Raw genomic sequence first — 12,608 nt, 5'->3', positions numbered from 1 at the left:
TAGAGGGTCAGTCGCGTTGCCCGGGAAGCAGGCCCTGCTCCGACCGGCGGGTGATGTCTTTGCGCAGGTAGAGGAGGTACGCCCACACGCCCGCGAAGATGATTCCGAGGACTCCGAGCGACGGATGCACGAGGAAACCGGCGATCATCGCTGCCTGAAGGACGAGGTTGTACTTCATCGCCCAGGGCTTCCCCTGAAGGCCGGCGCCGGCGACCATGGCCAGCGCCATGACGACGATGTACGTGATCGACAACCACGACAGTCCCCCGCCGACAGTCGCGGCCACCGGAAGCGCGAGCAGGACGACGATCACCTCGAGGACGAGCGTGCCGGCACAGACTCCACGGAATCCCTTCCACGGATCCTTCGTCGGTGGTGCGAACTGTCCGCTCTGCGCGGCTGCATCATCACCGGGGTTCTGGGTCTCGCTCACGCCGGATCCTTTCCGAATAGTGTGCGAGCAGCGCCCGCTGTGACCACCGAACCCGTGACGACGACGCCGGCACCCGACACTGCTTCTCCCGGATCGCCGACCTCCTCCGCCAATCTGATGGCGGTTTCGAGAGCATCAGCGAGATTGTCGGCGACCACCACACGTTCGTCGCCGAACCGCGCGACCGCCCGGTTCGCCAGATCCTCGAGCTCCATCGCACGCGGCGAACCGTTGTGGGTGACCACCAGTTCGTCGAAAACGGGTTCCAACGCGGCTAGGATTCCCTCCACGTCCTTGTCCCCCATCACGCTCACGACACCGACCAGTTTGCGGAAGTCGAACTCGGCAGTGAGCGCAGACGCCAACGCCTTGGCGCCGTGCGGATTGTGGGCCGCATCGAGGAAGACGGTCGGTGCGTTGCGAACGCGCTCGAGCCTGCCCGGATTGGTCACCGTCGCGAATGCCTCGCGCACCGCGTCCGCGTCCAGCTGTCGATCCGGTCCGGACCCGAAGAACGCTTCCACGGCAGCGAGCGCTAAGGACGCGTTGCGCGCTTGGTGCTCGCCGTGCAGGGGAAGGAACACATCGGTGTACACCCCACCGAGTCCCTGTAGCTCGAGCTGCTGACCACCTACGGCGACCTGCCGCGCGAGCACCTTGAATTCTGCGCCCTCACGCGCCACGGCGGCCTCGGTCTCGACTGCGCGACGCAGCAGGACGTCCATCACTTCCGGAGTCTGCTCGGCGATGATCGCGACGGCTTCGATCGGCGCCAGCGGATCTTCGCGGGGCTTCTTGATGATCCCGCCCTTCTCCGCCGCGATCTCGGCAACGTCGTCGCCGAGGTATTCGGCGTGATCGAGGCCGATAGGCGTGACGACTGCGACTTGAGCATCGATGACGTTGGTGGCGTCCCATCGGCCACCGAGCCCCACCTCCACGACCGCGACGTCGATCGGGGCTTCTGCGAAGGCGGCGTATCCCATAGCGGTGAGCACCTCGAACTTGCTCATCGCCGGTCCCCCGGCCTCCGTGGACTGCTGATCGATCATCTGGACGTACGGCTCGATCTCGCGGTACGTGTCCACGTACGTACGCGGCGAGATCGGCTTACCGTCGATGCTGATTCGCTCGGTCGCCAATTGCAGATGTGGGCTGGTGGTCCTGCCGGTGCGCCGATGCAGGCTGCGCAACAGCGCATCGACCATCCTCGCCACCGAAGTCTTGCCGTTGGTTCCGGTGATGTGAATGGACGGGTAGCTCTTCTGGGGTGATCCGATGATGTCCATCAGCCCAGAGATGCGCGCGAGCGACGGCTCCATCTTCGTTTCGGGCCAACGCTTGTCGAGCTCGGCTTCGACGAGGGCGAGCTCGGCCAGATCGACCGGTGTCGCGGGCTGGTCGGGAACGGACTCCGGGCTGCTCATACGTTCCCCAGCTCCCCTAGTCGAGCCGTGATGCGTTCGATCTCTTCGCCCGCGACCTGCTGGCGTCCGCGAATCTTCGCCACCACTGCGTCCGGCGCTTTCGCGAGGAACGCCTCGTTGGACAACTTTGCGTCGGTACCGGCCAGCTCCTTCTGGGCTGCCCCCAAATCCTTCTCCAGACGCGCCTTCTCGGCACCGAGGTCGACGGAGCCCGACGTGTCGAGTTCCACGGTCACCGTGCCCTTCGACAGTCGCACCTCGACCGCGGCCGTCGCGGTGAAATCACCTTCGGGATCCTTCAGGCGAGCAAGCGACGTGATCGTGGGCATCTGGTCGACGAGGTCACCGCCTTCGATTCCGTGAACGACCGCGGTCACCTTCTGTGAAGGCTTGAGCCCCTGATCGCTACGGAAACGGCGCACCTCGGTGACGAGGCGCTGCATGTCTTCGATGCGCTGCGCCGCCGACGAATCCGTGGCCACCCCACTCGCGGTGGGCCAGTCGGCCACCACGATCGACTCCTTGCCCGTCAGCACCTTCCACAGAGTCTCGGTGACGAACGGGATCGCCGGGTGCAGCAGTCGGAGCAGGTCGTCCAGCACATTGCCGAGTACCGACTTCGTGTTGGCCGCCACCGTCTCGCCCTGGGCGAACTGCACCTTGGCGATCTCGAGGTACCAGTCGCACACCTCGTCCCAGGCGAAATGAAACAGCGCCTCGCAGGCCTTGCTGAACTCGTAACGATCGAACGCGACGTCCACGTTCGCCCGCACCTGTTCGAGCCGATCGAGGATCCAGCGGTCCGCATCGGTGAGTGCGTCTCGGTTCGGAAGCTGCGCCGGCGCAGCACCGTTCATCAGCGCGAACTTGGTCGCGTTGAACAGCTTGTTCGCGAAGTTCCGCGACGATTGAGCGTGGTCCTCCCCCACTGAGAGGTCACTGCCCGGATTGGCCCCGCGCGCCAGCGTGAACCGCAGCGCGTCCGCGCCGAAACGGTCGACCCAGTCGAGCGGATCGATGCCGTTGCCCCGCGACTTGGACATCTTCTTCCCGTGCTGGTCACGTACCAGCCCGTGCAGAAACACGTCACGGAACGGAACCTGCCCCGGAACCGAGTCGTCCGAAGAGGCGAAGGTGCCGAACATCATCATGCGTGCGACCCAGAAGAAGAGAATGTCGTAGCCGGTGACGAGAACGCTTGTGGGGTAGAACTTCTCGAGCTCCGGAGTCTTTTCCGGCCACCCCATCGTCGAGAACGGCCACAGGCCGGACGAGAACCAGGTGTCGAGAACGTCGGGGTCCTGCTCCCAGCCGGCGGGCGCCGTCTCGTCGGGGCCGAAGCACTCGACCTCGCCGTTCGGGCCGTACCAGATCGGGATGCGGTGTCCCCACCACAGCTGACGCGAGATGCACCAGTCGTGCATGTCGTCGACCCAGTCGAACCACCGCGGTTCCTGGCTGGTCGGGTGAATCACGGTCTCGCCGTCACGCACCGCATCGCCCGCAGCCTTCGCCAACGACTCGACCTTGACCCACCACTGCAGCGACAGGCGCGGCTCGATCGATTCACCACTGCGCTCGGAGTGTCCGACGCTGTGCAGATACGGTCGCTTCTCCGCGACGACACGCCCCTGGTCGGCGAGGGCCTCACGAACCTTGACGCGGGCCTCGAACCGGTCCATGCCGTCGAACTGCGTTCCGGTATCCGCGATCTTGCCGGTCTTGTCCATGATCGTGGGCATCGGCAGGTTGTGCCGGACGCCCATCTCGAAGTCATTGGGGTCGTGGGCCGGCGTGATCTTCACGGCGCCGGTTCCGAACTCGGGGTCCACGTACGCGTCGGCGATGATCGGAATCTGCCGGCCGGTGAAGGGGTGCTCGAGGGTCGTGCCGATCAGGTGCGCATACCGCTCGTCCTCGGGATGCACCGCGACCGCGGTGTCGCCGAGCATCGTCTCGACACGGGTGGTCGCCACGATCACATGCGGTTCGTCGTCGTTCAAGGACCCGTATCGGAGGGAAACCAGTTCACCTTCGACGTCCTCGAACTTCACCTCGATGTCCGAGATGGCGGTCTGCAGCACCGGCGACCAGTTGACGAGGCGCTCGGCGCGGTAGATCAAGCCTTCGTCGTACATCCGCTTGAAGATGGTCTGCACTGCCCGCGACAAGCCGTCGTCCATGGTGAAGCGGTCACGGCTCCAGTCGACGCCGTCGCCGATTCGGCGCATCTGGCCTTGGATGGTTCCGCCCGACTCGGCCTTCCACTGCCAGACCTTGTCGATGAACTCCTCGCGGCCGAGGTCTTCCTTCTTCTTGCCCTCCGCCGCGAGCTGCTTCTCCACCACAGACTGGGTCGCGATACCCGCGTGGTCCATGCCGGGCAGCCACAACACCTCGTAACCCTGCATGCGCTTGCGGCGCGAGAGTGCATCCATGAGGGTGTGATCCAGCGCATGCCCCATATGGAGGCTGCCCGTGACGTTGGGAGGCGGCAGCACGATCGAATACCCGGGCTTGTCGCTGGCGGGGTCGGCGCGGAAGTATCCCGCATCGACCCAACCCTGGTAGAGGTCCGCCTCCACCGCGCTGGGGTCCCAGCTCTTCGGAAGGTCGTCCGCGGGCGTCTTCGGGTTCTCTGATGCTGCACTGGTCACGCGTCCGAGTCTAATGAATGCCCCTGACTCGGAACTCCCGGGAGTGGGTCGCCTGCGCGGCTATCTGTGTCCGTCGTGGATGACGGCCTGGAATCGAGCGCGCAGTTCGGCGACGTGCCGGTCGAGGTCGTCGACCACCCACCCTTCCGTGGAGACGGGTTCGAGGACCGTGACGTCGACGGTGCCCGGATGTGCGACCAGAGAATTGCGCCACAGCAACTCGCCGGTGTTGTGCACCACGATCGGCACGATCGGCACGCCTGCCTGCATGGCCAGATGGAATCCGCCCTTCTTGAACGGTCCGACCTTCGGGGTCGGAGTGCGCGTTCCTTCCGGTGCGATCGCCAGGGAGATTCCCGACTTCAGCTTCTCCACCGCCGGAGCCAGGGCCGCTCTCGCCCGGGTGCTGTTCGATCGGTCGATGTACGCCACGTCGAGCAGCGCACCGAGCGGAAAGAAGCGGGGGTCACGGGACGCTTCCACCTTCGCCACTCCGGTCACGTCTCGCTGGATCACACTGCCCACCACGAGTAGATCCAACGAACTCTGGTGGTTGAACATGTAGACCGCCGGCCGCTGCCGCCAGGCGTTCTCGCGCCCCGACACTCGCACGTCGATCCCACAGACCGCCAGAGCGATGTCGGGTCCGAAGGTGCCGGTCAGGTTCGCCGCACGCTGACGATCACCGGTCAACACGCCCACCACCGCGGCGCCGGCGGCGGTGGACATGAGGGCACCGATCGCGAGGCCAGTCCTGATCGTCGATCCCAACGTCGCACCGCGCTGCGGCTCCCGCAGACGGACCGCCGTCCAGCCTCGGGTCTTCGCCCGCTGCGTCAGTCTCCGGTCGGGATTGAGTGCTACCGGGTGTCCTACCGACTCCAACATCGGAACGTCTTCGAATCCGTTCGAGTACGCGAATGCGCGCTGGGAGTCGGCGTCGCGATCACTCAGGTATTCGCGTAGCGCTTCGGCCTTCACGGGCCCCCACAAGGGTGGGCCGGCGAGACGCCCGCTCAGCATTCCGTCGACGATCTCCGGCTGAGTACACAGGACGTCGTCGATATCGAGATCGGCCGCCACCGAGAGCGCCTGATACGGCGTGGCGGAGGTAGCCATCACCACCTGATGACCAGCCCGTCGATGCGCCGCGAGCAGTCCGCGGACTTCGGGATAGATCATCCCCGCGATCTCGTGCCGGAACAACCTTTCGCCCCATTCGAGCAGATCGTCGTCCAGCCTGCCCGCCAGGGACAGGATGCCGATTCCCATGAGCTTTCCGACGTCCGCGCCTCGCAGGCGGGTGTCCACGGCGGCGCCCGTCGTCCGCATCAGTTCTGTTGCACCGATATCGAAGCGCCGCAATCGGTCTCGGTACACAACACTGGCCGAGTACCCGCTGATCAGCGTGCCGTCGAGGTCGAACGCCGCGACCGTTCCACGCCCGGGCGGTGCTGCAGCGATGGCCGCATGCAGACCCTCGACCGTGGAGGTCACCGGTCACCCCCGATCTTCCCGAGTCGCGCGTTGGCCAACGTACGAATTCGGCGTACTCGATCGACCGTCTGCCGGATCTCCTGGGCGAATTCGCGCCGACGCAGTTCCAGCGAGTCATCGTCGTCGGCATCGGGTCGGCGGTCGACGGCGCCCCTGTTGCGAGCCAGCCGCAAAGCAGTCGAGAACAACTCACCCGAGATGGACTCGGTGCTCGAGATCTGTTGCCGCAGGCGGTACTCCTCGGCCCGTTCCAAGCAGTCGATCATGAACCGCTCCTCGTCGAAATCCACTTCCAGTGGGCACTTCGACAGCTGGTCGGCGACGACCAGGTACGCCTCGAGAAAAGGTTGAAGCACGCGATGGGCCAGGTACGGAACGACCGCGGACATCATCGAGGCGGCATGACCTTCGTCGCCGACGTAACGGTCCCAATTCGGCTCGATCAACGCGAGTTCGGAACGCAGATCCGCACGGAACTCCTCCTTCTCACCGAAGAAGAACTCGAACTTCAGCAGGTCCCGCAGCCGTAATGCCTCCGCCCATCCCTGTGCCAACGGATCGGCGAAACGGTCCTCGCTCGCCGCGGCGAGCACCATCTCGGCGATCGCGCGCACCACGAGAAAGTGGATCGTGGTGTTACGGAAGAAGGCCGCGACGAGATGTTGATTCCTGCCGAGGTAGAACACTCGCTCGTCGCCGGACCCGAAGCTCTTCAGAACACCCGAATCGAGATGAGTCTGCACTGCAGTTCGGATGACCTGCGGATTCGTCAAGTCCACGTCGCCTGCAGTCGGTAGCCCCCGCGCGGTGATGTACGCAACCATCGGGCCGAGAATCGCCTGCAACTCCGCCACCGTGAGCGCCCGATCCTCGATGCCGAGGAAGCCCATCATCACCAGAGACGATGCCGTGACCGGGGTGACTTCGTTGATGCGGTGACACACTTCGAAGGCGGTCTTCTGGACCGCGAGCTTCGTGTCTGCCTCTTGACCCAGGCGCTGTGCCAACGAGATGGGGCGCCCGACCGCGACATGCGCCACTCCGTGACGTTCACCTTGTGCACGGACATAGCCCAGCAGCCACTTCAACCCTTCCTTGCTCTTCGCCTCTCCGTGCGCCTCGGCTGCCATCGCCGACACCTCGTACAACTGGTCGTAGGTGATCGACACCGGAACGAGATACACATCCACGCCCTCACTGTCACGCAACGCACGCGCGAGGTAGGTGAGCAGGCCGTATCGGGGTGGCCGAAGCTTGCCGGTCCGGCTACGACCGCCCTCGATGTACCACTCCAGGTTGAAGCGCTTGCCGATCAGGTAGTGCATGTACTCCCGCAGCGACCACTTGTAGACGTCGTCGCCCTCGATCTTTCGGCGAATGAACACGGTGCCGCTGCGCTTGCCGATCGGGCCGATCGGCCAGAAGCTGACGTTGAGCCCACCCATCACGTGATTGAGCGGCAGATCGTTCGCGACGAGCGCCGGCCGCAGAACCAGCGGGTCCAGGTACGACCGATGACTCGGGAGAAACACCAGGGAGTGATGCTCGTTCAGGCGCCGCAACTCGTCGAAGCCGGTGGTGTTCACGTCGAGCCGGTACGCCCTCGAGAAGTAGCGTCCCAGCTGATCCCAGATCGCGATCGCCCGCCGACTCTGTGCGGCGACCATCTCGGTGAGTGCCGCACGCGCACGCGACTCCACCTGTGCGGGATTCTCTTTCAATCTCGTGGCGAGGTCGTGCGTACCGTCCCGGAAGCGCCGGCTCTCGACGATGTCCTCGACCACGAAACGCGAGACCTTGTACTGGGTACCCAACAACGACCTCTCGGCCCGTTCGAGCGCGAGCGCTGCCTGGCGGCGAATGAAACGGGGCAACGATCCGCCGCCGTGCTCCTCGAGACGATGCTCGAGATCGCTCAGTGCGGCAGGTTCACCCTCGAGGACCCGGCAACGCTCGGGAACCGCGCCGAGCAGTCGACGCTGCGCGGTGCGACCTGGATGCAGGGGATCACGCCTGGACAGCGCGCCGCGCAGCCAGTGATCGCTTTGTTCACCGCCCGTGTCGGGCAACCACACCACTCGAACCGGCGTCAGCAACGGGTCGCCGCCGCCCCGAACCAACTCGGCGAGCGCGACATCGGTCACCGGAACGACCCTCGGCGCACTCCCGTTGCCGTCTGCGTGGTTACCGAGCCAACGACTCATCACGTCGACCTCCGCATCCGACATCGCCTCTGTCAGATACACCCGTCGTCCGCCGGCATCCTCCGCACCGTCGGTGACACTCCCAGCGTGAACCGTCATCGTTCACCCTTTCGTCCGAGCTCGACGACCTCGTCGAGGCTTTCCTGAAGGCAACGCATGAACAGTGCGGGTTCCGTGACCGCCGCGGTGTCGAGATTGACGCCGATGCAACACACCCCGGAGTGCGACACCAGGGTCGCCATCACCGCGCACCCCGGTACCGGACCGAAGGGGAACATTCGCTCGATCCGGGCGCCTGCCAGATAGACCGGAACCGGTACGCCCGCCACGTTGCTGGCCTGCAGGTCGATCGCGGTCGACTGCGACAGATACCAACTCGCGAGGAGACGGGTGGGCACGCGGACCAGCAGCGGAGCGATCGCATCGAGTACTCCCAACGCCGGTTCGTCGCGGAGCCCCACCACGATGGCCCGAACTTTCTTCATTCTTTCGACAGGGTCGTGGGTTCCGACCGGGCCGGCGAATCGCGCGGCCGCAAAGTGGTTGCCGCCCATACTGTCCGACGCCGAGCGCACACTGATCGGCATGCCGACGGGAATCGACACGACCGGACGACCGAGCAATTCGTGATATCGCCCGACACCGCCGAGCAGTGCGGCCACGTAGGCATCGTTCACAGACCCGCCGACGGTCCGAGCGGCGGCCTTGAGGTCCGGCAGCCCCACTTCGAGTGCCCCGAACCACCGGCCGAGGCCGCGTGCGGCCATCAGCTCCGACCCGGTTCCGGGCGGCGGCGTCGCGACCCGACGCACCGAATTCGCATAGTCCCAGACGTCGCCCAGGAAAGCCGACGGTGCGGTGGCCGCGGACACCGCCATCCGGACGGCTCCGCGCGCGAATCCACCGATTCGCCCGGGTGTGGCCACGAACTCCTTCCCGACTTCCGATGACCAGACGGACCAGGCCGACGTCGTCTCACCCTCCGGTGGCGGACGGTCCGGCTTCTCCGGAGTCGGTTCCGCACGACGGCTGTGGAGCAACGTCATCAATGCGATTCCGCCGAGACCGTCGGTCATGCTGTGGTGCGTCTTGGCGACGTAGACGGCCTTTCCGTTGTCGAGTCCCTCGATGAGCATCGCGCTCCAGGGCGGGCGGGCCTTGTCGAACGGTTCGGTTGCGAGGTGTCGGCACATACGCAGTGCGTGATCGAACGTCGCAGGCTCCGGCAGGCGCACTCGTCGAAGATGGAAATCGAGGTCGAACTCCGGGTCGACCGACCACACAGGGTTCGCGAACCAAGGGACGGCGTCGACCACTCGCATCCGAATTCGGGGAACGATGTGAGATGCCCACTCGTGAGCGGCCACGAGACGATCCCAATCGGGTGGCCGATCCAGAACGTCGACAGCAACGATCGGGGTCCTCAGTTGCGGCCGAGCCTCCTCCATCCGCCACATACCGGTCTCGAGATCGGACATGGATCGGTCCGCGCCCCACGTCAGTCCGGAGAGGTCCACGTCCACCGCACTCGGCGGCAACATCTGTTCGCCTGCGGGCATGGCCGCCCTCCCTGAAATCCGTCAGTGACCTACATCACAGTCTGGACCCATCGGCGCGAACCCGCACCCTTTCATCGATGCCGACGCTCACCCCAGAAGCGAACCCGGCATCGAGGCGGGTTCCTCGAGGACGTGCTCCGACAGAAACGCTTCGACCACCTGGTACCAGACCTTGGCGTGCTGCGGGGAAAGGATCCAGTGGTTCTCGTCCGGGAAGTAGAGGAAGCGATGCACCGTCTCGCCGTCCTGGTCGGCGGGCAGCCCGGACTCCGACAACAGCTCGTACCAAAGACGCAACCCCTCGCCGATCGGAACGCGGTAGTCGCGATCGCCGTGAACGACGAGCATCGGTGTGGAGATGTCGGCGACGTACAGGTGCGGTGAGTTCTCCACGGCCATTTCTGGTGTCATCTCACGCTGCCAGTACCACGCCGCGTCCGTGGTCGGCCCGAACTGATCGAGCGCCCACAGACTGGCATGGGTGACGATCGCCTTGAATCGGTTCGTGTGCCCGGCAACCCAATTGGCCATGTACCCGCCGAACGAACCACCCATCGCGGCCGTACGATTCTCGTCGATCTCCGGGAGCGCCACCGCGGCGTCCGTCACTGCCATGAGGTCGGTGAACGGCTCTTTGCCCCACCGCCCCCATCCACGCTCGACGAACTCCTGGCCGTATCCGGTGGACAGTGCCGGGTCGGGCAAGAGCACCGCGTAGCCCTTCGCGACCAACAGCCAGGGGCACCAGCGCCAGGACCAGGCGTTCCACGAGCCGAGCGGACCACCGTGTATCCACAACACCAACGGGACCGGCGCATGTTGCGCAGCGCCCGTCGGTAGCGCCAACCAGGCCCGCACCGGGGTGCCGTCCGGTGCAGCAGCCGTGATCTCGGTCAGAGATCCCGGCAACTCCGGGGCCGGGGCCGGCGACCGGAGTTCCACGACCTCACCGGTGGCGATGTCCACTCGGACGGGGTGTGGTGGCCGTTCGTAGGAGGTGCGCAACGCGAAAACACTGCTGTCCGGTGATACATGCACGTCCGTGTAGGCAGCATCGTCCGCTGTCAATCGTCGGGGAGTCTCCCCCTCCCGCACGAGGTACAACGGGCCGCGACCGCCGTCGTCGGCGGTGAGGACGAGGCCGGAACCGTCCGGCAACCACGTCGCCGACGTCGGCCACCGATCCCATCCCTCGGTTGTCGGGGTGACCCGACCGGACTCGAACTCCATCTGGTGCAGAGTCACCCGAGGGGCCGAATCCGGCGACGAATCGGACTCACGGAGGTAGGCGACCCGAGTGCCGTCCGGCGATACGACGGGGTCGGTCAGGTCCGCGGCCGGATCCTCCAGGAGGACTGTCCGTTCACCGCTCGCCACGTCGACCCGCACCAATACCTGCCTGAGAGAACCGAGCGGCCCCGGCTTCGTCCAGGAGGTGACGAGGAACGAACCGTCCGGACTCGCCGAGAACGATGTCTCACGAAGCGCCACTCCGGCACCCGGGGTGAGATCCGTGGCCGGTCGATCCGTGGCAGACTCGGCTTCCGCCTCGAGGTCGAGCACCAACAGGTGCGGCGCGGCCGGCCCCAGATCGTGGTCCCAGTGCCGCACCGGATATCCCGTGTGCAGAATCGCGGACACCTTCTTGTCCTTGCGTTCGGTCCGTATCCGTTCGTCGTCGTCGGAGCCGACCTCCGAACCCAGCTTCGAGACCGTCGCGTAGACCAGGCTCGACCGTCGGGCGGCAACCACCCTGCTCACGCCACCGCCGGGGCGAAGCACCGGTCGTGCTTCCCCGCCACCGGCGGGCAGACACCACACTGCGGTGGGCGGATCCTCCTCCGCCCCGCCCTTTCTCGCCGACAAGAACAGTAGGTCCCCCGACGGCGTGAACGCCGCACCCGATTCGCCGGTACTCCCCCACGTCACTCGCCGCGCTTCGCGCTCACCCGAGACGTCCACGTCCCACAGCGCGGTGACGTATTTGGTGGCGTCCGTGTCGAGGACTGCCTGCGCGACCACGAGGCGTTCACCGTCGGGTGAGAGCGCCAAACCGCTGATCCGTCCGAGTGCGAGGTAATCGTCGAGGTCGTCGAAGGGCGTACCGGCATGAAGTTCGGGAATCGGATTCACGCTTCGTTGGTATCACGTCGGACGCGGCAACGCGGCCATCCGCCAGGATGCCGCGCGTTCAGCGAGCCCGGCGCCACATCGAGTGGAGGACGGGGCCGCCTCTCGGCAAGGGGACCTCCCCGGTGACAGTGAAGCCGAACCGCTCGTAATAGGGGATGTTCGCCTCTTTGCTCGACTCGAGATAGGCCGCAGATCCTTCTGCGTCGACGCGCTCGAGCCTCGAAGACATCAGGGCCGTCCCGTATCCGCCGCCGCGTGCGACCGCGCCCGTTCCGATCGTGTCGAGGTACCAGTGCGGTTCTTCCGGATGGACGCGCTCGAGCATGCGATCGAATTCACCCTCCGCTCGGATTCGACTGCCCAGCGCCCACACGATCGACGGCAACATCACGAGACTCGACCAGGACGACTGACGCCACCCACCCGGCGGGTCCCACAGGGTTGCTCCGCCGATCACACCTGTCTCGTCGGTGGCGACCTCCACCCCACCTCGAGGAATGTGGTGATGACGGGTAACGGCCGAGAACAGGCGTGCGAGCCGCTTCGCGCGGTCTTTCGGATCAGGCAACAGCCAGGCCATCACGGGATCGTCCTCGAACGCCTCGGCGAGTACACGAGACAATCCATGAATGTCGGCCCGGTCTGCGGGTCGCACTCGGATTCCCATGCGCCGAACCTACAGCGAGCCGATCGTCACC

The 12,608-nt window shown here is 65.6% G+C and carries 8 protein-coding genes; all 8 read right to left on the bottom strand.

Features of this window, described 5'->3' with window-relative positions; translation table 11 throughout:
* Positions 1 to 7 precede the first annotated feature (7 nt).
* Positions 8 to 433 (bottom strand): DUF4233 domain-containing protein, encoded by a 426-nt coding sequence (locus ACZI8R_RS00615; RefSeq protein ID WP_463377630.1) that lies wholly within the window; start codon positions 431 to 433, stop codon positions 8 to 10.
* Positions 430 to 1,860 (bottom strand): bifunctional tetrahydrofolate synthase/dihydrofolate synthase, encoded by a 1,431-nt coding sequence (gene folC, locus ACZI8R_RS00610; RefSeq protein ID WP_463377629.1) that lies wholly within the window; start codon positions 1,858 to 1,860, stop codon positions 430 to 432. The genes ACZI8R_RS00615 and folC overlap by 4 nt, the downstream gene beginning before the upstream one ends.
* The gene (locus ACZI8R_RS00605; protein WP_463377628.1) at positions 1,857 to 4,517 is read right to left on the bottom strand and encodes a valine--tRNA ligase; all 2,661 of its coding nucleotides are present in this window, start codon (positions 4,515 to 4,517) and stop codon (positions 1,857 to 1,859) included. The genes folC and ACZI8R_RS00605 overlap by 4 nt, the downstream gene beginning before the upstream one ends.
* A 60-nt stretch (positions 4,518 to 4,577) precedes the next feature.
* Complete coding sequence (locus tag ACZI8R_RS00600; RefSeq protein WP_463377627.1) at positions 4,578 to 6,014, bottom strand: HAD-IB family hydrolase; 1,437 nt, start codon at positions 6,012 to 6,014, stop codon at positions 4,578 to 4,580.
* Positions 6,011 to 8,317 (bottom strand): glycerol-3-phosphate 1-O-acyltransferase, encoded by a 2,307-nt coding sequence (locus ACZI8R_RS00595; protein ID WP_463377626.1) that lies wholly within the window; start codon positions 8,315 to 8,317, stop codon positions 6,011 to 6,013. The genes ACZI8R_RS00600 and ACZI8R_RS00595 overlap by 4 nt, the downstream gene beginning before the upstream one ends.
* Positions 8,314 to 9,777: a wax ester/triacylglycerol synthase domain-containing protein gene (locus tag ACZI8R_RS00590; RefSeq protein ID WP_463377625.1), complete on the bottom strand. Its 1,464-nt coding sequence runs from the start codon at positions 9,775 to 9,777 to the stop codon at positions 8,314 to 8,316. Before ACZI8R_RS00590 ends, ACZI8R_RS00595 begins: the two co-directional genes overlap by 4 nt.
* Before the next feature lie 87 nt (positions 9,778 to 9,864).
* Complete coding sequence (locus ACZI8R_RS00585; protein WP_463377624.1) at positions 9,865 to 11,910, bottom strand: S9 family peptidase; 2,046 nt, start codon at positions 11,908 to 11,910, stop codon at positions 9,865 to 9,867.
* Positions 11,911 to 11,968: 58 nt separating this feature from the next.
* Entirely contained in the window at positions 11,969 to 12,577 is a 609-nt protein-coding gene (locus tag ACZI8R_RS00580) for a GNAT family N-acetyltransferase (protein ID WP_463377623.1), read from the bottom strand.
* Between the last annotated feature and the right edge of the window lie 31 nt (positions 12,578 to 12,608).

It is taken from the genome of Rhodococcus huquni (genome assembly GCF_055231055.1).
This window is presented reverse-complemented; position numbering and strand designations above follow the sequence as displayed.

Excerpts from the sequence above, each read along its gene's own strand:
- ACZI8R_RS00590 (WP_463377625.1), bottom strand. The coding sequence starts at position 9,777 with ATGCCCGCAGGCGAACAGATGTTGCCGCCGAGTGCGGTGGACGTGGAC.
- ACZI8R_RS00580 (WP_463377623.1), bottom strand. The coding sequence starts at position 12,577 with ATGGGAATCCGAGTGCGACCCGCAGACCGGGCCGACATTCATGGATTG.
- ACZI8R_RS00595 (WP_463377626.1), bottom strand. The coding sequence starts at position 8,317 with ATGACGGTTCACGCTGGGAGTGTCACCGACGGTGCGGAGGATGCCGGC.
- folC (WP_463377629.1), bottom strand. The coding sequence starts at position 1,860 with ATGAGCAGCCCGGAGTCCGTTCCCGACCAGCCCGCGACACCGGTCGAT.